This window comes from Nocardia sp. NPDC059195 (genome assembly GCF_042754695.1).
Taxonomy (GTDB): domain Bacteria; phylum Actinomycetota; class Actinomycetes; order Mycobacteriales; family Mycobacteriaceae; genus Nocardia.
In genome coordinates, this window is record NZ_JBHZBG010000004.1 from 183,883 (window position 1) to 208,325 (window position 24,443).

24 protein-coding genes are annotated in these 24,443 nt (G+C 67.6%); 6 read left to right on the forward strand and 18 right to left on the reverse strand.

Features of this window, described 5'->3' with window-relative positions:
* The first annotated feature begins 19 nt into the window (after window positions 1-19).
* Window positions 20-1,204, forward strand: coding sequence for a Fic family protein (locus ACFXKN_RS07945; protein ID WP_379432760.1), 1,185 nt, complete (start codon window positions 20-22; stop codon window positions 1,202-1,204).
* Window positions 1,205-1,211: 7 nt separating this feature from the next.
* Here ACFXKN_RS07945 and ACFXKN_RS07950 read toward each other — a convergent pair whose 3' ends face one another.
* Window positions 1,212-1,934 (reverse strand): DUF1152 domain-containing protein, encoded by a 723-nt coding sequence (locus ACFXKN_RS07950; RefSeq protein ID WP_378952714.1) that lies wholly within the window; start codon window positions 1,932-1,934, stop codon window positions 1,212-1,214.
* Window positions 1,935-2,007: 73 nt separating this feature from the next.
* Entirely contained in the window at window positions 2,008-2,982 is a 975-nt protein-coding gene (locus ACFXKN_RS07955) for a hypothetical protein (protein WP_379432761.1), read from the reverse strand.
* 103 nt (window positions 2,983-3,085) lie between these two features.
* Between ACFXKN_RS07955 and ACFXKN_RS07960 the strand changes: the two genes are divergently transcribed.
* On the forward strand, window positions 3,086-3,694 hold the full coding sequence (locus ACFXKN_RS07960; RefSeq protein WP_378952720.1) for a TetR/AcrR family transcriptional regulator: 609 nt from the start codon (window positions 3,086-3,088) through the stop codon (window positions 3,692-3,694).
* Between the two features lie 109 nt (window positions 3,695-3,803).
* Window positions 3,804-4,556, forward strand: a complete 753-nt coding sequence (locus ACFXKN_RS07965; RefSeq protein ID WP_378952725.1) for an LGFP repeat-containing protein — start codon at window positions 3,804-3,806, stop codon at window positions 4,554-4,556.
* A gap of 4 nt (window positions 4,557-4,560) precedes the next feature.
* Here ACFXKN_RS07965 and ACFXKN_RS07970 read toward each other — a convergent pair whose 3' ends face one another.
* The 5 genes from ACFXKN_RS07970 to ACFXKN_RS07990 form a co-directional block, all read right to left on the reverse strand.
* Entirely contained in the window at window positions 4,561-4,914 is a 354-nt protein-coding gene (locus tag ACFXKN_RS07970) for a YbjN domain-containing protein (RefSeq protein ID WP_378952964.1), read from the reverse strand.
* 83 nt (window positions 4,915-4,997) lie between these two features.
* Window positions 4,998-5,816 (reverse strand): isoprenyl transferase, encoded by an 819-nt coding sequence (locus tag ACFXKN_RS07975; protein ID WP_378952728.1) that lies wholly within the window; start codon window positions 5,814-5,816, stop codon window positions 4,998-5,000.
* Between the two features lie 118 nt (window positions 5,817-5,934).
* The gene (recO, locus tag ACFXKN_RS07980) at window positions 5,935-6,723 is read right to left on the reverse strand and encodes a DNA repair protein RecO (protein WP_378952731.1); all 789 of its coding nucleotides are present in this window, start codon (window positions 6,721-6,723) and stop codon (window positions 5,935-5,937) included.
* 47 nt (window positions 6,724-6,770) lie between these two features.
* The gene (locus ACFXKN_RS07985) at window positions 6,771-7,370 is read right to left on the reverse strand and encodes a TetR/AcrR family transcriptional regulator (protein ID WP_378952734.1); all 600 of its coding nucleotides are present in this window, start codon (window positions 7,368-7,370) and stop codon (window positions 6,771-6,773) included.
* Entirely contained in the window at window positions 7,357-8,223 is an 867-nt protein-coding gene (locus ACFXKN_RS07990) for an alpha/beta fold hydrolase (RefSeq protein ID WP_378952737.1), read from the reverse strand. Before ACFXKN_RS07990 ends, ACFXKN_RS07985 begins: the two co-directional genes overlap by 14 nt.
* A 142-nt stretch (window positions 8,224-8,365) precedes the next feature.
* Here ACFXKN_RS07990 and ACFXKN_RS07995 point away from each other — a divergent pair, with 142 nt between their 5' ends.
* A complete protein-coding gene (locus ACFXKN_RS07995; RefSeq protein ID WP_378952740.1) occupies window positions 8,366-9,793 on the forward strand; it encodes an amidase in 1,428 nt (475 codons plus the stop codon).
* Window positions 9,794-9,805: 12 nt separating this feature from the next.
* On the opposite strand, the gene ACFXKN_RS08000 is transcribed toward ACFXKN_RS07995, so the two are convergent.
* The 9 genes from ACFXKN_RS08000 to hrcA form a co-directional block, all read right to left on the reverse strand.
* Window positions 9,806-12,652, reverse strand: coding sequence for a hypothetical protein (locus ACFXKN_RS08000; protein WP_378952743.1), 2,847 nt, complete (start codon window positions 12,650-12,652; stop codon window positions 9,806-9,808).
* Window positions 12,653-12,736: 84 nt separating this feature from the next.
* The gene (gene era / locus ACFXKN_RS08005; RefSeq protein WP_378952746.1) at window positions 12,737-13,648 is read right to left on the reverse strand and encodes a GTPase Era; all 912 of its coding nucleotides are present in this window, start codon (window positions 13,646-13,648) and stop codon (window positions 12,737-12,739) included.
* Window positions 13,641-13,976: a cytidine deaminase gene (locus ACFXKN_RS08010; protein WP_378952749.1), complete on the reverse strand. Its 336-nt coding sequence runs from the start codon at window positions 13,974-13,976 to the stop codon at window positions 13,641-13,643. Before ACFXKN_RS08010 ends, era begins: the two co-directional genes overlap by 8 nt.
* Window positions 13,969-15,327, reverse strand: a complete 1,359-nt coding sequence (locus tag ACFXKN_RS08015) for a hemolysin family protein (protein WP_378952752.1) — start codon at window positions 15,325-15,327, stop codon at window positions 13,969-13,971. The genes ACFXKN_RS08010 and ACFXKN_RS08015 overlap by 8 nt, the downstream gene beginning before the upstream one ends.
* Window positions 15,324-15,872, reverse strand: a complete 549-nt coding sequence (gene ybeY, locus ACFXKN_RS08020) for an rRNA maturation RNase YbeY (protein WP_378952755.1) — start codon at window positions 15,870-15,872, stop codon at window positions 15,324-15,326. The genes ACFXKN_RS08015 and ybeY overlap by 4 nt, the downstream gene beginning before the upstream one ends.
* Window positions 15,873-15,935: 63 nt before the next feature.
* The gene (locus ACFXKN_RS08025) at window positions 15,936-17,000 is read right to left on the reverse strand and encodes a PhoH family protein (protein WP_378952967.1); all 1,065 of its coding nucleotides are present in this window, start codon (window positions 16,998-17,000) and stop codon (window positions 15,936-15,938) included.
* A 200-nt stretch (window positions 17,001-17,200) separates the two neighbouring features.
* Entirely contained in the window at window positions 17,201-17,941 is a 741-nt protein-coding gene (locus ACFXKN_RS08030; RefSeq protein ID WP_379432762.1) for a 16S rRNA (uracil(1498)-N(3))-methyltransferase, read from the reverse strand.
* 4 nt (window positions 17,942-17,945) lie between these two features.
* Window positions 17,946-19,100 carry a molecular chaperone DnaJ gene (gene dnaJ, locus ACFXKN_RS08035; RefSeq protein ID WP_378952761.1) on the reverse strand — a complete coding sequence of 385 codons (1,155 nt, stop codon included), beginning with the start codon at window positions 19,098-19,100 and terminating at the stop codon, window positions 17,946-17,948.
* A gap of 130 nt (window positions 19,101-19,230) precedes the next feature.
* Entirely contained in the window at window positions 19,231-20,265 is a 1,035-nt protein-coding gene (hrcA, locus tag ACFXKN_RS08040) for a heat-inducible transcriptional repressor HrcA (protein ID WP_378952764.1), read from the reverse strand.
* Between the two features lie 352 nt (window positions 20,266-20,617).
* Between hrcA and ACFXKN_RS08045 the strand changes: the two genes are divergently transcribed.
* Both ACFXKN_RS08045 and ACFXKN_RS08050 read left to right on the forward strand, forming a co-directional pair.
* The gene (locus tag ACFXKN_RS08045; RefSeq protein WP_379432763.1) at window positions 20,618-21,031 is read left to right on the forward strand and encodes a hypothetical protein; all 414 of its coding nucleotides are present in this window, start codon (window positions 20,618-20,620) and stop codon (window positions 21,029-21,031) included.
* Complete coding sequence (locus ACFXKN_RS08050) at window positions 21,028-22,524, forward strand: hypothetical protein (protein WP_379432764.1); 1,497 nt, start codon at window positions 21,028-21,030, stop codon at window positions 22,522-22,524. Before ACFXKN_RS08045 ends, ACFXKN_RS08050 begins: the two co-directional genes overlap by 4 nt.
* A gap of 66 nt (window positions 22,525-22,590) precedes the next feature.
* Here ACFXKN_RS08050 and ACFXKN_RS08055 read toward each other — a convergent pair whose 3' ends face one another.
* Together ACFXKN_RS08055 and hemW are read right to left on the reverse strand one after the other, a co-directional pair.
* Window positions 22,591-22,833, reverse strand: coding sequence for a hypothetical protein (locus ACFXKN_RS08055; RefSeq protein WP_378918832.1), 243 nt, complete (start codon window positions 22,831-22,833; stop codon window positions 22,591-22,593).
* Window positions 22,834-23,156: 323 nt separating this feature from the next.
* Window positions 23,157-24,377 carry a radical SAM family heme chaperone HemW gene (gene hemW, locus ACFXKN_RS08060; protein ID WP_379432765.1) on the reverse strand — a complete coding sequence of 407 codons (1,221 nt, stop codon included), beginning with the start codon at window positions 24,375-24,377 and terminating at the stop codon, window positions 23,157-23,159.
* Window positions 24,378-24,443: the final 66 nt, after the last annotated feature.

The window sequence follows — 24,443 nt, forward strand, 5'->3', positions numbered from 1 at the left end:
GGCGGCGACAGTGCAGCGATTGTATCGCTTATTCGCTTCAGATTCTGCAGCGAATAAGCGATACAATCGCTGCATGACGACCCGTAGGTACATCTGGGAGGCAGCCGACTGGCCTCGCTTGACCTATGACGCCGCACTGCTCGCCAAACCGACCGCAGCCGTCACACTCGCGCAAGGACGCCTACATGGCCGACTCACGCACGCCGACGACGCCACACAGGAACGCGCCGGTTTGGAAGCACTCACCACCGACGTCGTGCAGTCGAGCGCCATCGAAGGCGAGTTACTCGACGCGGCGTCGGTCCGATCGTCGATCGCCCGCAGACTCGGCGTGGATATCGGCGCGACAACCCCGACTGACCGCAGGGTCGACGGTGTCGTCGACATGATCCTTGATGCCACCCGCCATCATGACCGACCCGTGACAGCGGAGCGCCTGTTCGGCTGGCACGCCGGACTTTTTCCCACCGGCTACTCCGGCATCTCGCGAATCCGCGTGGGCGGCTGGCGAACCGACGAGACCGGCCCGATGGAGGTGATCTCCGGACCGTACGGTCGCCAGCTTGTCCACTTCGAAGCACCTCCCGCATCCCGCCTCGACGAGGACATGCACCGATTCCTGACTTGGCTCGACGCGGAAACCCCCGAACCCCTGGTAGTGAAAGCTGGTCTGGCGCACCTTTGGTTCGTAACCATCCATCCCTTCGATGATGGAAACGGCCGAATCGCCCGCGCAATAGGCGATCTCGCACTCGCCCGCTCCGAAAACAGCCCCCGCCGCTTCTACAGCCTGTCCGCCCAGATCCAGCGCGACCGCAAGAACTACTACGCCATCCTCGAAAGCACCCAACGAGGCGACCTCGATGTCACCCCCTGGCTGCTCTGGTTCCTCGATGCCCTACACCGGTCCATCGACAACGCCGACAACACCATCGACGCAGCCCTAGCAAAAGCTCGCTTCTGGCGCAATTGGCACACGACGGCAATGAACACCCGCCAGATCGAAATGCTCAATCGAATTCTGGATGGTTTCAACGGAAAACTGACGACCAGAAAATGGGCGATCATCACCAAGACCTCGCAAGCCTCGGCCCTCCGCGACATCAACGAACTGATCGACCTCGGAGTACTGCGTCGCTCCGACTCGAGCGGCCGAAATACGTCATACGAGCTGACGGAAATCACGGACCCGACCCAGGAATAGCTGCTGCTCACACCGGAATGTTTCGCCACGGACGCAGCGGCACCTCGCTCCGGAAAGCTTCGATGGCGGCTGCGACTTCGAATGGCGTTGCCGCGTGCTCGATGTGGCTGCGATAGAGAACGCGCCGGGCGACGGCATCGAGATCGAACCCCCACACCATCGACATCAGGGGGTTGATGAACAGTTCAGCGTCATCTGCCCCGGTGCGGGCGAGCGAATGATGGTTGCCGAACTCACCGCACGACGCATCGGTGATCGACGCGCACACAATGCTCTCGCGGCCAGGGCTACGGCGCTGCACCCAGGAGACGACGTCGAGCCAAGAGTCCACCGCCGGAATCCCGGGCGTGAGTGCGAAAACCCCGTGATAGGCGCCAGCTTTGGCGAGGGCGGCCACATTCTCCAGAAAGTGGGCGTGACAGACACCATGAAAAGTGTCGACGCCGAACCCGACGCAGACAGCGAGCTTGACCGGCAAGTCCAGCGCCGAGGCAGCCAGCAAACTCGTGACATCTTCCACAGGCGTTCCGAGCCCCGCCTCGTCACCGGTCATCAGCAGATCGGTACCGCCATCGACGAGCACGACGCCGTCGAGGTCCAGCTCACGCGCCAGCCATTCGTATGCGGCACGGACCGAGGCGGTTCCGCCCTTGCGAACCATGAATACCTGGTCGGCGAATCCATGGTCGGCAACCTGTACGGGGGAATACCGTATCGAACCCGCTCTCACGGAGATGCTTTCACAGCACCGCCAAAATGCTCCGCACGAAAGTTCTTCGTGCGGAGCATCTTCGCGTGGGGGATCAGGCAGGTACAGCGACCGGCTCAGGAGCTGCGGTGGGCGTGCTCATCTGACGGGTGCGCGCTGCGGCGAAGGCGAGGAGGGCGAGGCCGCCTGTTGCCCAGGCGAGTAGAACGGCGAGTGGGGTGAGGGCGCCTGCCCCGTTGAAGTAGGCGACGGAGCGGAGAAGGGAGGCTGCTGCGCCGGGTGGGAGCAACTGACCGAGGGTGCCCCAGGGCTGGGGCAGGAGTTCGGGGGCCGAGGTAGCGGCGGAGAAGGGGTTGCCGATCAGCAGCATGGTGAGGGCGCCGAGGCCGATGCCGGGGCGGCCGATGGCGGCGGCCAGGCCGACGATTGTCGCGGAGACGGCGAAGGAGGCGAGGCCGGCGATGGCGGCCAGTTCGAGGTAGGAGCCGGGCAGGATCGAGAGCCAGGTGTGGAAGACCAGGGTGCTGAGGAGGCCGCCTGCGATACCGAAGGTGGCCAGGCCGGCGAGGCGGGCGCTGAGAGACGGGATCAGCAGGGCGAGTAGGACGCCTGCGGCGATGCCGGACATGACGAGCGGGAGGACCATCGAGCCGAAGCCCGCGCCGCGTGGGTCGTCGGGGTCGGTCGCGATCACGTCCTGGACTTGCGCGGCGGGTAGCCCGCTGAGTTGTTGGGCGACGGCGGTGAGTTGCTGGGCGACGGCGGGTGAGGCGGCGGAGGCGACCAGGACCTGCGGTGCGCCGTTGCCGGTGACGATGGCGCCGTAGATCTCGTTGTCGGACAGTGCGATTCGCGCCTCGGCGGCATCGGCGACGGTGGTGATCTCGAAGGCTTCGGGATCGCGCTGCCGCAGTTGCTCGGCGACTTGGACGGAGCCGGGACCCGCGACGGCGATCGCCAGGTCGCGCGGGGCCAGGTTGACGGTGGGCCAGGCGAAGGCGATCAGCATCATGGCCTGGATCGCGGTGACCGCGAGGCCGAGAGCTACTGCTCGGCGGGTGATCGTCATGGCGGTTATCCCCTTAAAGCGAATGTTCGTTCTTTTTGGTGTCTCCACCGTGACACCACCCACCTCACTTGTCAAGAACGGACATTCGTTTTACTTTTGACCCATGCCCCGAGTCAGCGAAGAACACCTGGAACGCCGCAGGCAGCAGATCCTGGACGCCGCGCAGCTGTGCTTCGCCCGCAAGGGGTTCCACGAGACCTCGATGCAGGATGTCTTCACCGAGTCCGGGATGTCGGCAGGCGCGGTCTATCGGTACTTCACCAGCAAGAACGAGATCATCGGCGCGCTGGTGAGCCGCACGATGGGGCCGCTGCGCGAGCGGCTCGCCGAGATCATCCGCAGCGAGAACCTGCCTCCCCCAGCCGAAGTAATCCGGCTGCTGACAACCGAGATCGTCAAGCGGAGTGGACCGGACGGGCCGCTGCGGCTCGCCCCGCAGGCATGGGCGCTGGCCCTGGTCTCGACCGAGGCAGCCGTCCCGGTGCGCGCGGCCATCGCGTCGATGCGCGCGCTGTGGTTCGAGTACGCGGACCGGTTGCGCGAAACCGGCTGGCTGCCCCCCGGCACCGACTCCGACGTGATCGCCAAGACGATCATCGGGTTGCTGCCCGGGTTCATCCTGCAGCACCTGCTGCTCGGGGATGTCGAACCCGACGATTTCGCCCGCGGCCTCGAGGTAATGCTGCCGGGACCACCCCATCACCCCCGGTGAGCAAGACCACTGTTGCCACCGGCGCCCAACGGGTAGGTTCGGGTGCGGCACCGGAGGGGGTCCCGAGCGCCGGACATCGTTGAATACCGATCCGACCAGGGAGTTTCCTGTGACATTGCACCGTCGAACCCTTCGATCACGCGGCCTGGCCGCGCTGGCGACCCTCACCGTCGCGGCCGCGCTGCCCGCGGCGATGGCAGGCACCGCGCAGGCCCGGATGATCGGCGGATTCGAGGTGGGCGGCGCGATCGAGACCGAATACGACCAGGCCGGCGGCCCGGCGCTGGGCGAGCCCACCTCCCCGGAAGCCGACGCGGCGGCCGGTGGCAAGTACCAGACCTTCGCCAACAACGCGGCCATCTACTGGCATCCCGACACCAATGCCCACACCGTCGCGGGCCAGATCCGCGACAAGTTCGCCCAGACGGGCAACGAGTCGGGCAAGCTCGGCTACCCGACCACCCGCGAGCAGTCCACCCCGTCGGGCGGCGGTCGCTACAACCACTTCCAGAAGGGCTCGATCTACTGGTCCGTCGGCACCGGCGCGCACCAGATCAGCGGCCCGATCCTGGACAAGTGGGGCGCGCTGGGCTGGGAGTCGAGCCCGCTCGGCTTCCCGCTCACCGACGTCTCCGCGGCAGGCAAGGGCGACGGCCAGTTCACCATGTTCCCGACCGGCGCCATCTACTGGACATCGAAGACCGGTGCGCACGCGGTCTGGGGCAACATCCAGGCCGACTGGATCCGCGCGGGCGCCGAGGGCGGCCGCTACGGCTACCCGACCAGCGACGAATACGACTACCAGGGCGGCAAGGCCCAGGATTTCCAGGGCGGCAAGATCACCTGGAAGCCCAGCAACTGACGCGTTACGGCGCGAGCAACCCCTGACGGGCTCGGCTCGCGCCGGACAGGGCCAGCAGCAGCATGGTGGTGAGGGCGCCGTCGTCCAGCCCTTCGGCGGGGAAGGTGTAGCGCAGGATGACGTCGCCCAGCTGGCCACGGGCGATCAGCGTGACCGAACCGAACTGGATCTCGTTGTTACGCTCGGCGACGCGCTTGTGCAGGGCCGCCTTGAGCGGACGATCCCAAGCCAGCACGCTGGTCAGCGACAGCACGGTGAGGCCGGGGGCGAGGGTGACCGCGCGGATCGAACACAGGGCACCGTCGTACTCGAATCCCAGCGACCGGTCGTTGTCGACGCGGACTTCGATGTCCTGCATCTGCAGGCAGGCACCGGCGCGTGCTTGCAGGTCGAGTTCCGGGGTGAGCAGCGCATCCATGTCGGCTCCGTCGTGACTGTCGCTCATTTGGCGCCACCGAAGCGACGGTCGCGCTTGGCGTATTCCAGGCACGCGTCCCACAGGTTACGCCGGTCGAAGTCGGGGAAAAGCGTGTCCTGGTAGACGAATTCGGCGTAGGCGGCCTGCCAGATCAAGAAGTTCGAGCTTCGGAACTCACCAGAGGGGCGAAGGAACAGGTCGACGTCCGGCATGTCTGGTTCGTCGAGGTACTTCGCGACGGTGGCCTCGTCGACTTTCTCCGGGTCGATCTCCCCCGCGGCCACCCGGCGCGCGATTTCCCTTGCGGCGTCCGCGATTTCGGCACGGCCACCGTAGTTGACGCACATGGTCAACGTCATCACGTCGTTGTCCTTGGTGAGCTCTTCGGCCACCTCGAGTTCCTTGATCACGCTGCGCCACAGGCGCGGTCGGCGCCCGGCCCAGCGCACCCGCACACCCATCTCGTGCATCTCGTCGCGGCGGCGGCGGATCACGTCGCGGTTGAAGCCCATCAGGAAGCGCACCTCGTCGGGGCTGCGCCGCCAGTTCTCGGTGGAGAAGGCATAGGCCGAGAGCCACTTGACGCCGATCTCGATGCAGCCTTCGACGGAGTCCATGAGCACGGCCTCGCCGCGTTCGTGTCCGGCGGTGCGCGGCAGGCCACGCTCCTGGGCCCAGCGGCCGTTGCCGTCCATCACCAGCGCGACGTGGTTGGGCACGAGCTCCGGCGGGATCGCGGGCGGGCGCGCGCCGGAGGGATGCTGGGACGGCGGGCGCACGGTGCGGGTGCCGTCCGGCTTGCTCGCGGGAGAAGAGTCACGACGCAGGATCACGGCATCCATCCTGCCTGATCGCCGGGTGCGGGCTGCACGGGCTCCGGGTTGACGGGCGTACCGGTCCTCACTCGAGCGTCGCGCGCTGCGACCGGCCTGCGAACGCAGGCTCGGGGTGTCGGGCTGTTCAGCCGACCCGGCCGACGACAGCGGCGTCGGACCGATCCACGGTCGGGGCTTCGATGCGGGACCGCTCGATCAACGGCAGCGTGCGCAGCTGACGTTCCAGATGCCACTGCAGATGAGCGGCGACGAGACCGCTGGCCTGGCGGCGGACATTGTCGGGGACGCTGTCGATGTAGGCCCACTCCCCCTTCAACAGGGCCACGAGCAGATCGAGCACCCCGGTGACAGGCGTGCTCGCGCCCGGTGGGCGACAGTGCACACAGACCGCGCCGCCCGCTGCCACGTGGAAGGCGCGATGCGGGCCGGGGGTGGCGCAGCGGGCGCATTCGTCGAGCGCGGGCGCCCAACCGGCAAAACCCATGGCGCGCAACAGATAAGCGTCGAGGATCAGTTCGTGCGGGCGCTGCTTGGCGGCGATGGCGCGCAGAGCGCCCGCGGTGAGTACGTGCAGCTTCGGGGCGGGTGCGCGTTCTTCACCCGCGAGGCGTTCGGCGGTTTCGAGGATCGCGCACGCGGTGGTGTAGCGGCCGTAGTCGTCGATGATGTCGGCGGCGAACGCCTCCACGGTGATGACCTGGGTGACGATGTCGAGTGTGCGGCCCGGGTGCAACTGCACGTCGATGTAGGAGAACGGCTCGAGCCGCGCCCCGAACTTCGACTTGGTGCGCCGTACCCCCTTCGCCACCGCCCTGACAAGCCCGTGCTGCCTGGTCAGGAGCGTGACAATGCGATCGGCCTCGCCCAGCTTGTGCTGGCGAACCACTATCGCCTCATCCCGATACAACCGCACGTGGCCAGTCTTGCATGCGGGCCCGACACCGGACTCACGGACACGGATCAGGACTGGAGCAGGCCGGCGATGAGCACCAGCAGCGATTGCTGGGTTTCGATGCGGGCGCGCTCGGGGTCATCGGCGTGGGCGACGATGAGCGAGGCTTCGGTGATGGCGCTGAGCAGTAATTGCGCGAGTACCGGGACCGGGGCGACCGGGATCAGGCCCGCGTCGGTGGCGCGTTGCAGTTCGGCGGTGATGAGGCCGAGGCCGTGGCGCGCTTCGAATTCGCGGAAAGCGGGCCAGCCGAGGACGGTCGGGGCGTCCATCAACACGATGCGCAGCATTTCCGGGCGGGCGCAGATGTCGAGGAAACGTGCCAGACCCGCGGTCATCCCGCCGATGACATCGGCGCGGTCGACAGCGGTGATGGCGCTCGCGATCTCCGCGGTGGCCTCGGTCTCGACCTGTTCGAGGACGGCGAGGAACAGTCCGCGCTTGTCGCCGTAGTGGTGGTGCAGGGCGCCACGCGTGACACCGGCGGCGGCCACCAACTGCTCGGCCGACGTACCGGCGAAGCCGCGCTCGGCGAACAGGCTGCGGCCTGCCTGCTCGAGCGCGGCTCGGGTAGTGCGGGAACGATCCTCCTGACTACGGCGCTGCATGCAGCCGAGTGAACTCCACGATCAGTTCGGTGAGCAACTCCGGCCGGTCCTCGGGGACGAATGTGTAGGAATCGTCGATGGTGCGCAGGCTCGCCCGCGGTAGATCGGCGACCAGCCGTTGCGCCAGCGCCATCGGGAACAGTTTGTCCTCGGTCGCCCACACCACGAGCACCGGCACATCGACCGTGGGGAAGCGTTCGGCCGCGGCGATGGTGAATCGGTTGTCCACACTGGCGGCGAAACGGCGCAGGTCGTCGCGGATGGCGGCGCTGCGTCGGGCGGGCCCCAGGTAGGACTGCGCGATGTCTTGCGGCAGTTCGTGTTTGGTCACCCAGCCGAAGCCGAGTGGCAGGCGCTGCGCGAACTTCCAGCGCATCGGTGCCAGCAGCGGGCCGATCGCGCCGGGAATCTTCGCCACCTTCAGCAGACTCGAGAAGGGCTGGGGCGGGAACACTTCGTAGCAGTCGACGGCGGCCAGGACGACGCGCCCGATCCGTTCCGGTCGGCGGGTCATCAGGATCTGGGTGAGCGCGCCGCCGGTGTCGTTGGCGACGAGGGTGACATCGGTGAGGTCGAGTGCGTCGAGGAACTCGGCGATCAGGTCCGCGATGCCGGTGGGGCTGAGGTCGGCGTCGGGCATCGGGATGGTGTGGGATCCGAGTGGCCAGTCGGGTGTGAGGCAGCGGTGTCCGGCGGCGACGAGGCCGGGCACTACCCCGCGCCAGATGTCGGCGTTGACGAGCAGTCCGTGAACGAACACGACCGGCGATCCGGTGCCGGTGTCGTGATAGCGGATGCGGCCGGACGACAGGGCGATCTCGTGCGCCGGGCCGAGTGCTGAGCTGATTCCCATGGGGTCCTCCCCTGGTCGGATGCTGGGCATATCTACTGTTACATACATCCCGTATGTATGTCTATACCCACCCTAGGGGATGTGGACGGGTGACCAGCTTCGCGTTACCGTCGAGCCAACTACCTGCAGAGACGGAGCTCACATGTCCGCGCCCGACCACATCGCGCCGAACCCCTCGGCCGATCTCGGCCTCACCGACCTGTCCGCGGCCATTGCCGACGGCAGCATCTCCTCGGTTGCCGCCGTCGCCGACGCGCTCGACCGGATCGAGGCGTCACAGCCGACGCTCAACGCGTTCCGGGTCGTGCGTCGCGAGGCCGCGCTGCGGGAGGCCGCCGAGGCGGATGCGCGGTGGGCCGCAGGGGTGCGGCTGCCGCTGCTCGGCGTGCCGATCGCGGTCAAGGACGACACCGATATCAGCGGTGAGGTCACCGCGTTCGGGTGCGGTGGGGAGTTCGCGCCGAAGACCGCGGACGCGGAATCGGTGCGCCGGTTGCGCGCGGCGGGCGCGGTGATCGTCGGCAAGGCCAATACGTGCGAGCTGGGGCAGTTGCCGTTCACCAGCGGTGACGCGTTCGGGCACACCCGCAATCCGTGGGACCGCACACGCACGCCGGGCGGGTCATCGGGTGGGTCGGCGGCGGCGGTCGCGGCCGGATTGGTCCCTGCCGCACTGGGTTCCGATGGTGCGGGGTCGGTGCGCATCCCGGCCTCGTGGACGAACCTGATCGGGATCAAGCCGCAGCGTGGGCGCATCTCCACCTGGCCGCTGGCGGAGGCGTTCAACGGACTCACCGTCAACGGCCCGCTCGCGCGCACCGTGCGTGACGCGGCACTACTGCTCGACATCGCCGCCGGACCGGACGACGGTGACCGGCACAAGCCCGCCCCGATCGATGCGAGCGCGGCGGTCGGTCGCGATCCCGGCACGCTCAGAATCGCTGTCTCCCTGAATATTCCGTACACCGCGACCAAGACCGCGCTCGATCCGCAGATCGCGGCGGCGGTGCACGCGCTCGCCGGCACGCTGCGCGCACTCGGCCACACCGTCACCGTGACGAACCTGCACTACGGGCTGATGATCGGCGCGTCCTTCCTGCCGCGCTCGCTGGCGGGGATCAGCCGGGTGCACCGGGATATGCCAGGGGCCGTTGTCGACCCGCGGACCACTGCCAACTCACGCATCGGCCGAGTACTCGGCGGGCCCGCACTCACGGCGGCGCGGCTCGCGGAACCCTTGCTGCACAAGCGCATCGGTTCCTTCTTCGACGACTACGACCTCGTACTGGCGCCGACCACCGCGACCCCTCCCCCGCAGGTGGAAGAGATCGACGGCATCGGCATCGGCGCGACCAACAATCTGATCACCGCAGCGTGCCCGTACACGTGGCCGTGGAACGTGCTCGGCTGGCCGAGCGTGAACGTGCCGGCCGGTTTCACCGAATCCGGGCTGCCGATCGGCGCGCAACTGATGGGCACCGCCGACAGTGAACCACTGCTGATTTCCGTTGCGGCCCAGCTGGAATCGGAACTGCACTGGGACCGTCACCGCCCCGAACGGTGGTGGTGATTCACCGGGTGCCTACCTGGTCGGCTCGACCCACCCTTCGAGATCGCTCTTCGTGCCCGACGGACAGCCGTTCTGACCGGTCTGCCGAGGAAACATCATCAGGCAGCGCTGCGGGCCCGTGCCGCCGACCGCGGTGGTGACAAGCACCGCGATCGATGAGCCGTCGGCGACGCGACTGGTCGAGAAGCCGAGCGTGCCGGTGACGCCGCGATAGTCGGACTCACGCAACTGGACCGCGATGGCGGTGCGGTTCGGCGGGTTGTCCGCCAGGACGCCACGGCTGCTGCGCACAGCTTGCAGGAACAGCCCGCTCACATCGAAGGCCAGACCGGTGCGATCACCCGCCCAGGTGGGCTGGTAGTCGGCGAGGCCGGGGTAACCACGCAGGTCCTCGATCAAGCCCGCCAGTTCACTGCACAGCCGCTCATGCTCGAACGGCACCGGCTGATCGCCGAGTTTGCCGATGCCACGCACACAATCGGCGCCACCGAGCATGACCGGCGATGCCTTGGCCACGTAGCGCACGGTGAGGTTGGCAGGGAGTGCGGCGGTGGCTTTCGGATCGGTGATCACCCTGGTCACCGCGTCGTTGCCGAGGATCGCCGGGCCCTCGCCGCTGATGCAGCCGCGACTCACCGACTTGGCGAAGGTCGGGAAGTCGTCGTTGCGGCCCGCGAAGAACAGCAGGGTGTGGCGGTCGAATCCGGCGGTCTCGCACGGTGCGGGGAACCGATAGAGCTGCTGTTGTTCGCGCCAGCTCATACTCTCGTGCGCCACCCCACGTTCGGTGAGCTCTGCTCGTACATCCTCGACCAAGGTGTTCACGTACAGGTCACCGACGACCTCGGGGTGATAGATCGCCACCTTGTCGTAGCGGGGAGCACCGTTACGATCACGGGCACCTTGCACGTAGTCGGCGACAAGGCGGGCCTGCACCCTATTGCTCGGTGCCGCTTGGAAGTACAGCGGAGACGCCTGTTCGAGACCATCGGCCGATAGGGTCGTCGCGACTGCGGGAACGCCGAGTTCGCCGAGACGGTTGATGGCCCTGCGGGTTTCGTCGTTGCTGCGATCGACCCCGACGACACCGAGCACGCTGGGGTCTTCGGCCACGAGCTTGCGCAGCACGTTGTCGACCACCCAACCGGCGTGGCGCATATCGGAGCCACCATTTGCGATGATGATGCGCAGCAACGGTTCCGATTCATCGGAGGCCAGCAACGCGCGACGCTGCTGCACGGCCAGACCGGCCAGTTCCTCGACCTGAGCATGCGGGTAGCGCACATTGGCGTCGACATAGCTCAGGCCGGCGAAATACACCAGCGACACCAACGGCCGGTTCGGATTGTTTTTGCGCGCGTTCGCTGCGGCGACGTTGAGCCGGAACACTTCTCGCTGCATCGCCGACAACTCTGGGTCGTCGGCGAAGGTCTGCCGGGGGTTGTCGCTGCGGCCGACACATTCACCGTCACGCAGACTCACCGAGACACCGCCGGTCCACGGCCAATGCGAACACTCGACACCACGCAGCGGCGGGAAGTAGACCAGCGTCGCGCCCACGGCGAGCACGATCGGGATCAGCACGCACAGACCGACGAACCAGCTGCGCGCGGCGAGTGGCGGTGCGGGCGGCAGTGCGAGACCACGGAATCGGGCATCGCTGACGCGCGGGGTGGTGTCGGGCGGCAGGATCGCGCGTAACGGCAGGAACCAGGCGTCGGCCTGGCGATGAGTGCGCCGGTTGTCGATCTCGCGCAACCACTCCTGCAGCGGATCGAGCGGCTGCGGGGTCGGAGCGTCGGCGAGACTTTCCAGGGTGCGCAGCGGGCGCAGATCGCTGATGTGCGAGAGCTCGCCGACCTCGCGGCTCGGCCCTTCGTCACGCAGCGCCACGACCACCAGCGGATCGAAAAGTCCGGTCTCGTTACGGATTTCGTTGATCCAGGTGAGGATGCGCGCACCGTCGCTGCTCTCGGCCAGACCACCGAGCAACGCCACCGGATACGCGGTACGCCGCCAGCTCGACGGGCGCCAGATCCGTCGCTTGTAGGCATCGCGCAGGTCCTCGAGAAACGCGTGCACGAGAAGCTTGGCAACCTGCTCCTCGTTCTCGTCCACCCGGTGTGACGCCGTGAGCCTGGACGCGAAACCCAGGAAACTGCCCGACAATTCGGGCGCAAGATAGCGCTGGCGCAGGAACCACCGCGTCACCTTGGACATACCGGGAATGCGCCCGGACACCCACAGCCACAACCGCAGCACCGGCCACAGCGCGAGCACACCGAAGACCACGCGCGAAATCGTGTCGCCCGCAACGCCTTCGGCGGTATCGGAACGACTGGTCGGCGAGCCGCTGCGCAGCAGTTTGGGCAGCCTGCGGCGCAGTTCGTCGGGCGCCTCGGATTCGTCGGAGGTCACCCGCTGACGGGTCAGCCAGTCGGCGGTGCGGTAGCGCGGGAACTTGATCGCGCCCATCGCGGTGTCGTCGGCGGCGAAACCGGCCACCAATTGCCCGACGATCGGTAGGCAGTGGCCGGGGATCTCCTGGTCTCCCGCGTGCGGGCCCGCGTCGATCGCGTTGAGGTCGGGGGTGAGCAGGGTGCGCGGCAGGTCGGGCGCGTGCAGGTCGATCTTGACGCGCGGCGTCGCCCGCCTGCCACCGGATTCACTGAGCCAGCTGTAGATTTCGGCGACCAGTGCCGTATGCCCGGCGACGCCGACCACTTCGACGATCGGGCGTGGCAGGGCGCGCCGCCGGTGTACCAGTGTGCGCAGCACGCGCGGGCGGGCGTCGGGAATCTCAAGCGCCCGCAGCAGCTCCAGCAGCTTGCCGACATCATTGGCATCGGGCACTTCCACGGCCTCCCCCGGACGATCAGCGACCACGCCGAACGAACCGGCGTGTTCGCCGAACGATACCCCGAACCGCCGACACTCAAACGGTCAAAAGCCCAGCTTCCCCAGCTGTTTCGGGTCGCGCTGCCAATCCTTGGCTACCTTCACGTGCAGGTTCAGGTAGATGCGGGTGCCGAGAATGTGCTCGATCTGTTTGCGGGCATTGGTGCCGACCTCTTTGAGGCGGGCGCCGTTCTTGCCGATGATGATCGCCTTCTGGCTGGGCCGCTCGACGTAGAGCAGGGCATGCACTTCGAGCATGTCCTCGTTCGCCTCATAGGGCTCGATGTCCTCGATGACCACGGCCAGCGAGTGCGGCAGTTCATCGCGCACGCCCTCGAGCGCGGCCTCGCGGATCAGCTCGGCCATGAGGGTTTCCTCCGGCTCGTCGGTGATCTCACCGTCGGGGTAGAACGCCGGGCCCTCGGGCATCTGCGAGGCGATCACGTCGACGAGCACCTCGACCTGTTCGCCCTTCACGGCAGATACCGGGACGACCTCGGACTCAGGACCGAGCAGCTTCACCAGCGCCATCAGCTGATGCGCGATCTCGTCGCGGCCCACCTTGTCGATCTTGGTGACCACGCCGAGGATCTTGGTCTTGGGCGCCATCATCTTGATCTGCTCGACGATCCAGCGGTCGCCGGGACCGATCTTCTCGTCGGCCGGGATGCACAGCGCGATCAGGTCGACCTCGGAATAGGTGTCGCGGACCAGGTCATTGAGACGCTGGCCGAGCAGGGTGCGCGGGCGGTGCAGGCCGGGGGTGTCGACCAGGATCAGCTGGGCGTCCTCGCGGTGCACGATGCCGCGGATGGTGTGGCGAGTGGTCTGCGGGCGCGAGGAGGTGATCGCGATCTTGGTGCCGACCAGCGCGTTGGTCAGCGTCGACTTACCGGTGTTCGGCCGACCGACGAAACAGACGAAGCCGGAATGGAATTCCTTGCCGGAATCAGCCACCGTGCACCTCGCTCAGCACGGCGCCGGTGCGGTCGGTGCGGACGACCGAGGCCGACGGGGAGACTTCGCGCACCGCGCCGATGCCCGCGTCGTCGGCGTCACCGCCGACGACGACCGCCGCCTCGAAACCCTCCGCGCCGCTCGAGATCGCGGCGGCCACGGCGGCCTGCAATGCGGTCAGGCGCAATGCGGTCAGCACTACCTCGCCGGCGGCGTAGGTGCGGCCGTCGGTGTCGCGCACCGCGGCACCACTCGCGCCGCCGGTGCGGCCCAGCGCGCCACGCGCCAGCACCAGCAGCTTGTTGTCCTCGGCGTCCAGTTCACTCATGGTTTTCTCCGTTGTCGTCGGGCACGCGCACCTGGTCGGTGTCGGCGGTTGCCTCGTCGGTCATGCCCTTGCGGGGCTTGTCGGTCTTCTTCTCTTTATCGGCGGCCCGGCGCACCAGCACGGTGTTGACCCGCATGCGCCCGCGCGCGTCGGCGCCGCCCTCGCCGCGCAGCACCAGCCCGTAGACGGTCACCTTGGAGCCGGGCAACGGGACGCGGCCCAGCTCGTGGGCGAGCAGCCCGCCCACCGTGTCGACGTCGTCGTCCTCGATGTCGAGGCCGTACAGCTCCCCCAGGTCTTCCACCGAAAGCCGCGACGAGACGCGGTAGCGGCCGTCGCCGAGGTCTTCCACGGGCGGAGTTTCGTCGGTGTCGTATTCGTCGGCGATCTCACCGACGATCTCCTCGAGCACGTCCTCGATGGTCACCAGTCCCGCGATACCGCCGTACTCGTCGACCAGCAGTGCCATGTGATTGCGGCGGCGCTGCATCTCGTCGAGCAGTTCATCGAGCGGCTTGGAATCGGGCACGAAGATCGCGGGCCGCATCATCTCGCGCACCGACACCTTGCGGGCGCGATCGGCATAGGGCACAAGGTCTTTCAGGTAGACCACGCCGCGTACGTCGTCGACGTTCTCGCCGATCACCGGGATCCGGGAATGGCCGGAGCGCACGGCCAATGACATCGCCTGGGCGGCGGTCTTGTCGTCCTCGATCCACACCATCTCGGTGCGCGGCACCATCACCGCGCGGGCCGCAGTGTCGCCGAGTTCGAAGACCGACTGGATCATCCGGCGTTCGTCGTCGGCCACCACGCCGCGCTCGCGGGCCATGTCGACCACCTCGCGCAGCTCGATCTCGGAAGCGAAGGGGCCGTTGCGAAATCCCTTACCGGGAGTGATCGCGTTGCCGAGCAGAATCAGCAACCGGCTCACCGGGCTGAGTACCGCGCCGATGATCTGCAGCGGCACGGCGGCGGCCAGCGCGATCGAGTAGGCGTGCTGACGGCCGAGGGTACGCGGGCCGACGCCGATCACGACGTAGGAGACAACGACCATCAGCATCGCGGTGACCAGCAGCGCCGTGCTCTCGTTCCACAGGTCCAAGGTCGCCGCGGCCAGCAGTACGGTGGCGGTGATCTCGCACAGAATACGCAGCAGGACAGCGAGATTCACATACCGCGGGCGGTCGTCGACGATCTTGCGCAGTCGCACGGCGCCGGAGCGCTCCTCGCGGACCATGTCGTCGAGCCTGGCCCGTGACACCGTGTTCAGTGCCGAGTCGACGCCCGCGAACACCCCGCCGATTCCGATCAATCCGATCGCCAGCGGGATCAGGGTCAGTGCTGTCACGCGGGGCCTTCACCGGGTGCGGTGAAACCTGCCTTGCCGAGTAGTCGGTCGTCACGCTCGGCCAGCTCGGCGCGGCGCTGTTCCTCACGCAGGCTCACGTACCACTCCTCGAGCAGCTGGGCCTGCAGCGCGAACATCTCCTTCTCCTCGTCCGGCTCGGCATGGTCGTAGCCGAGCAGGTGGAGCACGCCGTGCACGGTGAGCAGGGCCAGCTCGTGGTCGAGCGAATGGTCGGCCTTCTGCGCCTGACCCATGGCGAACTCCGGGCACAGCACGATGTCACCGAGCATCGACGGGCCGGGCTCCGGGCTGTCGGGGCGACCGCCGGGCTCCAGCTCGTCCATCGGGAACGACATCACGTCGGTGGGGCCGGGCAGGTCCATCCAGCGCACGTGCAGGTCGGCCATGGTGTCGAGATCGACGAGCACCATCGACAGTTCGGCGGCCGGATGTACGTCCATCCGGGCGATCACGAAACGTGCGACGCTGACCAGGTCTTCTTCGGGAACGTCCATGCCCGATTCGTTGGCGATCTCGATGCTCACCTGTTCAGGGTACGGTGCTGGCCCGACGCCGCCGGGAGCGGCATCGGGCCAGCGTGGCGCCGGTTAGCGGCGGTCGGTGCGACCGGCTGCTCTGCGCTGGGCGCGATTGCCCGGGTAGTGCGGTCCCGGCACGGCGCGGGTGTCGGATTCGAAGCGGTCGTAGGCGTCGACGATGTCGGAGACCAGCCGGTGCCGGACCACGTCGGCGCTGGTGAGCTCCGAGAAGTGGATGTCGTCGATATCGATGAGGATCTCCGCGGCCGCCCGCAGACCCGAGCGCTGCCCGTTGGGCAGGTCGACCTGCGAGATGTCACCGGTGACCACCATCCGCGAGCCGAAGCCGAGGCGGGTGAGGAACATCTTCATCTGCTCGGCCGTGGTGTTCTGCGCCTCGTCGAGGATGATGAACGAATCGTTGAGGCTGCGACCACGCATGTATGCCAGCGGCGCGACCTCGATGACACCGGACGCCATCAGCTTGGGAATGGCTTCGGGGTCCATCATGTCGTGCAGGGCGTCGTAGAGCGGACGCAGGTACGGGTCGATCTTGTCGTTGAGGGTGCCGGGCAGGAAGCCGAGCCGCTCGCCCGCCTCGACCGCGGGCCTGGTCAGGATGATGCGGGTGACCTGCTTGGACTGCAGGGCCTGCACCGCCTTGGCCATGGCCAGGTAGGTCTTGCCGGTGCCGGCGGGACCGATGCCGAACACGATGGTGTTGTCATCGATCGCGTCGACATAGCGCTTCTGGTTCAGCGTCTTGGGGCGGATGATCTTGCCGCGCCGCGACAGGATGTCCAGGCTCAGCACCTCGGCGGGCGATTCGTGGACGCCCTCGTCGGTGAGCATCGAGATGGTGTGGCGAACCGCTTCGGGGGTGATCACCCGGTTACGGCCGGTCAACGCGACGAGCTGCTCGATGACCCGCTCGGCCAGCGCCACATCGCCCGCTTTACCGGTGATGGTGACGGTGTTGCCGCGGACATGGATGTCGGCCGGGAGCAGTTTCTCCAGCTGTCGCAGGTTCTGGTCGGCCGAGCCGAGGAAACCGAAAACCGACTCCGGGGCGAGCTCGATGCTGGAACGCACGGTTCGCGCCGCGGGACCAGCATTGTTTCCGCCTGTGCCGATGTCTGATACGGGGTTGGTGGGGTTGCCGATCTCGCCTGAGTTCTTCAAAAGTGGCTACAGCCTGCTTCCGGTTTCGACCTGGTGTTCGATGAGATCAGTTTACCGCCGAGCACCGACACCGCACAGTGGTTAAAAATGCGCCCGTGGTATGCCGATCTCGACCCCATCGGAATACCCGATCCCTGGCGGTCCACTCCTGCTCACCAGCGTGAGGTCAACGCCCCCAGCGCACCGAGCGCGACCGCGGCCGCGGTGGAGGTGCGCAAGACGGTCGGGCCGAGGAGCACGATATCGGCTCCGGCCTCTGCCAATGCGGCCAGCTCGGCGGCGTCGAGGCCGCCCTCGGGGCCGACGATCAGCACCACTTCGCTCGCCTCGGCCAGCGGCAGTTCGGTGAATTTGCCCGCGCCGGATTCGTGCAGGGCCGCGACGATCGCACCGTCCGCCTTGGCTTTTCGGACCAGCTCCACCAGGTCGCGGGTGCGGTGCAGTCCGGCGATCTCAGGGATGTAGGCCCGACGGGATTGGCGCGCCGCGGACTTGGCCGCGGCACGCCACTTCTCGATCCCCTTGGCGGCCTTGGCTTCCCAGTTCGCGACGCAGCGCGCGGCCTGCCACGGCACGATCAGGTCCGCGCCCGCCTCGGTCATCAACTCCACGGCCAGCTCGGAGCGGTCCGACTTGGGCAGCGCCTGCACCACGGTCACCGCCGGGGTGGGCGGCGCGGCGACACGACGGTCGCGGACCGCCAGTTCGAGCCGATCCTTCTGGGCCGCAACGACTTCCGAGTCGGCCAGTACCCCGTGTCCATCGGACAGGGTGATCGGCTCGCCGACCTTGATCCGGCGCACGGTCGCGGCATGACGACCCTCCGGACCGTCCAGCACCGCGACGGTGCCCGGCTCGGGCACCTCATCGAGATAGAAGACCGTCGCGGCCACGGACTCAGCGCCCGCTGAACGACGCGCGCAGCCGGGCGAACAAGCCGCTGTTGTGCTCGGACTGGGTCGACATCACCTCGGCGCGATCCTTGTCGCGCATGCCCTTGAACTTGCGCAGCAGATCGGTCTGCTTGCCGTCGAGCTTGCTCGGCACGACGATGTCGAGGTGGGCGAGCAGGTCGCCACGCGCGCCCGAACGCAGGCGCGGCATGCCGTGCGCACGCAGCTGGATGACCTCGCCGGGCTGGGTGCCCGCCGCGATGGAGAGCTCGGTGGGTCCGTCGAGGATGGTGTCGACGACCACGGTGGTGCCGAGGATCGCGTCCACCATCGGCACCCGGACGGTGCAGTGCAGGTCGTCGCCGTCGCGAACGAAGGTGTCGTGGGGCTGCTCGACGACCTCGACGTAGAGGTCACCGGCGTGGCCGCCACCGGGGCCGACCTCGCCCTGCGCGGCCAGGCGAACCCGCATACCGCTGGCGACACCGGCCGGGATGGGCGCGGCGATCTCGCGACGGGCGCGCACCCGTCCGTCGCCACCGCACTTGTTGCAGGGGTCGGGGATGGTCTCACCCGCGCCACGGCAGGTGGGGCAGGGACGCGAGGTGAGCACCTGGCCGAGGAACGAGCGCTGCACCGACTGCACCTCGCCCGCGCCGTCGCAGGTCTCGCAGCGGACCGGCTTGGAGTTGCCGTTGGTGCCCGAGCCCACGCAGACATCGCACAGGATCGCGGTGTCGACAGTCAGATGCTTGGTGACACCGACCGCGCATTCGGCCAGGCTCAGCCGGGTGCGGATCAGCGAGTCGGCGCCGGGCTGCACGCGGCCACGCGGCTTGCGCTGGCCACCGCCCTGGCCGCTCATCCCGCCGAAGAAGGCCTCGAAGACGTCGCCGAGACCGCCGAAGCCGGCACCGTTGAATCCTGCTCCGCCGCCGCCGTTTTCGAGCGGGTCACCACCGAGGTCGACGATCCGGCGCTTCTCGGGGTCGGTCAGCACCTCGTAGGCGGTGGAGACTTCCTTGAAGCGGGCCTGTGCGCCCTCGTCCGGGTTCACATCGGGGTGCAGTTCGCGGGCCAGTTTGCGGTAAGCGCGCTTGAGCTCCTGGTCGGTGGCGTTCTTGCCGACGCCGAGCAGTCCGTAGTAATCCCGTGCCACGTGAGTTCTCTAGTCCTTGGTCGGTGTGGGCCGGCCGAGCGCCGGGCGCATCCTTTAGTCGAATCCACTCAACTTTACCGGCCGAAGTATCGACCTTAACAGTCCGGTAGTTGTCGTTCCCGAGCTGGCTTCACCTTTCGGCGAGCACCTCGCCGATATAGCGGGCGACGGTCGCCACCGACGCCATGGTGCCCGGGTAGTCCATGCGCGTGGGGCCGAGCACGCCCATTCCGCCCAGTACGGCACCGGCCGCGCCGTAGCCGGTGGAGACGACCGAGGTGCCGCGCATCTGCTCGACCTGGGTCTCCTCGCCGATCTGCACCATCACCTGGCCCGGCTGCTGCGCGGCGGCGAGCAGTTTGAGCACGATGACCTGTTCTTCCAGGGCTTCCAGCACGTTGCGCATCGAACCGGGGAAGCCGAAATCGGCGACATTGCGGGTGAGGTTGGCGGTGCCGCCGAGGACCAGGCGTTCTTCGGGATGTTCGACCAGCGTCTCCACCAGGACCGTGGAGACGCGAACGAGCACGTCGCGGATCTTGGCAGGCGCCCGTTCCGGCACACCGGCTACCGACGCGCTGGCCACCGAGAGCAGTTTGCCGTCCATCGCGCCGGCGAGCAGCCCACGCACGGCGGCGAGGTCCTCATCGGAGATCACCGCGCCCAGGTCGACGATGCGCTGGTCGACGCGACCGGTATCGGTGATCACGACGAGCAGCAGGCGGGCCGGGTTGAGTGCGACGACCTCGATGTGGCGCACGATCGAGGCCGAGACGGTGGGGTACTGCACGACGGCGACCTGGCGGGTGAGCTGGGCCAGCAGGCGCACGCCACGGCGCAGCACGTCGTCGAGATCGACACCGGATTCGAGGAATTCCATGATCGCCCGGCGTTCGGCGCCCGAGAGCGGTTTCACCTCGGCGATCCGGTCGACGAACTCGCGGTAGCCCTTGTCGGTGGGGATGCGGCCCGAGCTCGTGTGCGGCTGGGTGATGTAGCCCTCGGCCTCGAGCACCGCCATGTCGTTGCGGATAGTGGCGCTGGAAACGCCGAGGTGGTGCCGTTCCACGAGGGACTTGGAGCCGATCGGTTCCTTGGTGGCGACGTAATCCGCGACGATCGCTCGCAGGACCTCGAAACGTCGATCTTCGGTGCTCGACGCCATCGACCCCACCTTCCTCGCTCGTGCTTGGTACGTCATGCCTACCGTGCTGCGTTCGCACAGGGTCGCACGCCGACGCTCGCAGCGTCTTGTTGTCCAGTCTAATTGTCCTGTTCCCGATCGCCGGATCGCACGGGTGTCCGGCATCGAACTGTCATCCGGGGATATTCGGCTTCGGTGGCGGTGTTCGGCCTGCCGACTCGGTCGAGCACGGCTGCGAGTTATCCACAGGCCCGAGTTATCCACAGATGGGATTTCGGGGGTTGTCGGGCTCTGGGGGCGGGCGTAGGTTCGGGACTGGATCAGGGGTTCTACCAGCAATTTTCAGCTATCGACAGTGTGCGGGGAGGGAACTGTGGTGCGTCCGGGTGGGGTCGGCGAGGCGTGGCATATCGGATCGAGCGCGGTCGCGGTGCGGCCGGCGGAGTTCGCCCGGATCGACGATGCGTGTGGAGAGTTTCTGCGGGCGATCGCGCGGATTCGGGCACTTGCCGTGGAAGTCGGCGATCAGGCGCATTGGGGATTGGGTGAGGCGGAAGCGGGGTTGGTATCCGCTGCCACATTGGTGGCGCGATTGCGTTGCGTGGCCGCGGCGAAGGAGGACAGCATCGCCGCCACATTGGATGGACATACGCGGATCGTGCGCGATATTCGCCAGTCGTTCCGGGACGTGCGCGATCTGATGATGGTTGCCGACGAAGAGTGGGCTGACCGACTTACGTCGGTGGAACTCTCTGCGGGGCAACATATTTCCGTGGAGTCACGATGACTCGCCGCGAGCGGAGCGGCATTCTCGGCGGCGATACGAATCCGAGCATTTCCAGCGGCGCCCCGGATTCGGGTTTTCCCGGCGTCGGCCAGAGCACGCATCCCGGTAGCGCTAGCGGTCACACACAGGTCGGTGTTCCGGGCGGTGGGGAGAACACGCATTCTTGGCGACACGGGGAGATCGTCGCGGCATTCGAGGCGCTCGAGGTCACCGATGCGTTGGCGCAAGCGGATAGGTTCGAGCAGATAGCGCGGTGGTGGGACGACGGTCTACGCGCTTTCCGGCACGCGGTGGATGGATCGCTCGCGCTGGCTTGGTCGGGCGTGGGGGCCGACGCGGCCGGTTCCGCGGTCGAAGGCTATGTCGCGCAAGCGCACGAACTGACAGTCGCGCTGGAGGAGTTGCCGGGTGTGGTTCGGGCGGCTGCCGAGGCGATCGTGGCAACCAAGTACGCGGTCGGGTCGCCGGCTGTCGAGGGAACCGGAGCCTCGGCGTGGTCGGTGGGTGGAGCGGTCCACACCACGGGCTCAGCATCAGCGCACGGTGCGGCTTCGGCCGCGCAGGAGAATGCCCGAGCCGCGATGCGACAGCGGTATGTGTTGCCGTTCGCCCAGTTGATCGCTCGTATTCCATTGCTATCCACGCCGTTTCGGTCATTCGACTCCGGCGGGCCGGGCGATCGACAGCTGTTGATCGGTACCGCGGGGCAATCGCGGGGCGGGCGACGCGCGCAGTCGCCGGTCGAGGTTTCGGCCGGAGACGGGGCCGCCTCGACCGGGGAGAGCACGGCCCCGGACAGGGCGATCGGGGATTCGGAAACGGTGGGACGCGATGGTCGCGGAACGGGAGCTCGCACCGACGGTCCGGACGTAACCGAAGGCCGGTCGCCGGAATCCGATGACGAGGCGGCGCGTTCGGGCAGCGCTACGCGGGTGGCCACGGCGTCGACGGTGGCCACCGTTACGACGCCGCCCAGCGCTACGGCGACGTTGACGACACCGGGCGGCTCAGGGCTGCTCACAGCACCTACGGGGACTTCGGCGGCGACCATCGACCCCGCGCTCGTTTCGAGAGGGCGCGGTCCATCGGTCGACTCGATGGCCGGGCGTGCGAGGCCGATCGTCACCACGACGGGGGCCCATGACCGAACGTCGGATGGCGCTGCGCGGTACCGACCACCCGATCAGCGTGAGGTGTCGAGGCCGGGTACCGGGCACAGCATTCCAGGATCGACAGGCCCGGTCATCGGTGCAAACCCGCCATCGGGGCATACCCCAGCCAGGTCGGGCGATCGTTTCTTCCATTGCGGCGGAGCACCGACACCGCAGGCACCGGGCGTGGATGCTGTGCGCGGGCTGCCGGAGTACTTGATCACGTCGGCGAATACCGCGGAGCTGCTCGGAGAGCCACGACCGGCGGTAGCAGGTGGGGTGATCGGGGGTGGCGATGACTTCGTGCCCGGTGAGCAGCGCTCACCGGCGACTCGGGGCTGACGGCGATGTCAGCGAGTCGACGGGACTCTTCAGCAATGGCCGCCCAGGCGGGCGGCCGATGCCGAATCAGACTCGCGCAGCTGCGCCGCAGCGAGCGGCCGAGTCGGGAGCGCCGACCTCTTTGCCCGCGAGGGCATCCAGGCCGAGCATCGCCAGCAACGCGCCGCAGTCGTCGGCGTCGTTGGAGTGCGACGCTACCGTCCTCGCGGCGACCGCGCACTGACGCGCGTTCTCCGCCTTCTCAGCGGAGCGCGCTTCAGCGAATTCGCTCTGCTCGTGGACGAGGGTGATGTGCCGTTCGGTGGACATATAACTCCCTAGGATCGAGTTGAAGCGTACGCCCCTAATCGTTATCTTCCACCCCGAACCCACCGAACATACCCTTAGAGCACCCCAATGTTCCGGGCCCCTCACCAGGTGTGCATTGGCTTGATACCCCACGATGACCGGGCAATCTTCGGGTTCGATCACAAACCGCAAAAATCTCGAAATTCAGATCACGATGACATCACCGCCCGCGCGATTCCCCTGACGTGCTCAACAGCCTGTCGACCGGCAACCGCCGAGTCGACAAACCGTCGGACAAGACCACCGCGGATCGGTCGAGAAACCTCCAGCGCGACCTTCGACGGTCAGCTGAGCAGGTCTCGGACGATGCCGTCGGCGAGGAGACGGCCTCGGTCGGTGAGGACCAGATTGTCGCCGGTGATGTGGGCGAGGCCGTCGGCGATGATCCGGTCGAGGGCGGGGGCGGCGGACGGGGCCAGGTCCGCGAGGGGCAGGCCGGTGCGGAGGCGGACCGTGAGCATGAGGTGCTCGGTGTAGCGCTCGTCGGCGGTGAGGGCTTCCCAGCCCGCGGCGGGGAGTCCACCGAGGGCGACCCGGTCGGCGTAGCGGGCGGGATGTTTGACGTTCCACCAGCGAACGCCGCCGACGTGGCTGTGCGCGCCGGGGCCCGCGCCGAGCCAGTCACCACCGTCCCAATAGCCGAGGTTGTGCCGGCAGCGGGCGGAATCACTTGCGGCCCAATTGGATACCTCGTACCACGTCAGACCGGCGGCGGCGAGGCGGGCATCGATGCGTTCGTAGCGGACGGCGAGGACATCGTCGTCGGGTGCGGGCAGTTCACCACGGCGGACCTTGCGTGCCAACGCGGTTCCGTCCTCGACGATCAGAGAGTAGGCGGAAACATGATCGACACCAGCGGCCAGCACCGCGTCCAGACTCAGGTCGAGATCGGCATCGGTCTCGCCGGGGGTGCCGTAGATCAGATCGAGGTTCACATGATCGAACCCGGCCGCACGCGCTTCCTTCGCCGCGGCGACCGCGCGACCCGGGGTGTGCGTACGGTCGAGCACTTTCAGCACGTGCTGTGCGGCGGACTGCATGCCGAGCGAGATCCGGGTATAGCCGGCCGCGCGAAGCCGCTCGAAGAACTCGGGCGAGGTGGATTCCGGGTTGGATTCAGTGGTCACCTCGGCATCGGCGGCCAGCGTGAAGTTCGCTCGCACGGCATCCAGCACCGAGGCCAGCCCGTCACCACCGAGCAGCGACGGTGTCCCGCCGCCGACGAAGATCGTCGACACTTCGGGCGTCGCGCTCGGCAGGGCACCGAACTCGACCGCGGCGGTCGCGAGCTCGCCGCGCAAGGCCTCCAGCCACGACTGGGGCGACGCCGAAGTACCCAGCTCCCCCGCCGTATAGGTGTTGAAGTCGCAGTACCCGCAGCGGGTGGCACAGAACGGCACGTGCACGTACACGCCGAACGCGCCGTCCCCGAAATCGCGCAGCACCGGGCGCTCGGCATCGGCCGGTGTCACGCCGGGAGCCCCGGAAGCAGCGCTGGTAGTCACCCCTCCAGTCTGCCGGGCCCCGGAAAACGCCGAGCACACCCCCTCACCCGGAACAGCGCGCGATCC

Bases quoted from the DNA above. Each gene is read 5' to 3' on its own strand.
- ACFXKN_RS08050 (WP_379432764.1), top strand. From the start codon at position 21,028: ATGACTCGCCGCGAGCGGAGCGGCATTCTCGGCGGCGATACGAATCCG.
- hrcA (WP_378952764.1), bottom strand. From the start codon at position 20,265: ATGGCGTCGAGCACCGAAGATCGACGTTTCGAGGTCCTGCGAGCGATC.
- ACFXKN_RS07970 (WP_378952964.1), bottom strand. From the start codon at position 4,914: ATGCAGGACATCGAAGTCCGCGTCGACAACGACCGGTCGCTGGGATTC.
- ACFXKN_RS07985 (WP_378952734.1), bottom strand. From the start codon at position 7,370: ATGCAGCGCCGTAGTCAGGAGGATCGTTCCCGCACTACCCGAGCCGCG.
- ACFXKN_RS08010 (WP_378952749.1), bottom strand. From the start codon at position 13,976: ATGAGTGAACTGGACGCCGAGGACAACAAGCTGCTGGTGCTGGCGCGT.
- ACFXKN_RS08055 (WP_378918832.1), bottom strand. From the start codon at position 22,833: ATGTCCACCGAACGGCACATCACCCTCGTCCACGAGCAGAGCGAATTC.
- ACFXKN_RS07960 (WP_378952720.1), top strand. From the start codon at position 3,086: ATGCCCCGAGTCAGCGAAGAACACCTGGAACGCCGCAGGCAGCAGATC.
- ACFXKN_RS07975 (WP_378952728.1), bottom strand. From the start codon at position 5,816: ATGGATGCCGTGATCCTGCGTCGTGACTCTTCTCCCGCGAGCAAGCCG.
- ACFXKN_RS07995 (WP_378952740.1), top strand. From the start codon at position 8,366: ATGTCCGCGCCCGACCACATCGCGCCGAACCCCTCGGCCGATCTCGGC.
- ACFXKN_RS07990 (WP_378952737.1), bottom strand. From the start codon at position 8,223: ATGGGAATCAGCTCAGCACTCGGCCCGGCGCACGAGATCGCCCTGTCG.
- ACFXKN_RS07955 (WP_379432761.1), bottom strand. From the start codon at position 2,982: ATGACGATCACCCGCCGAGCAGTAGCTCTCGGCCTCGCGGTCACCGCG.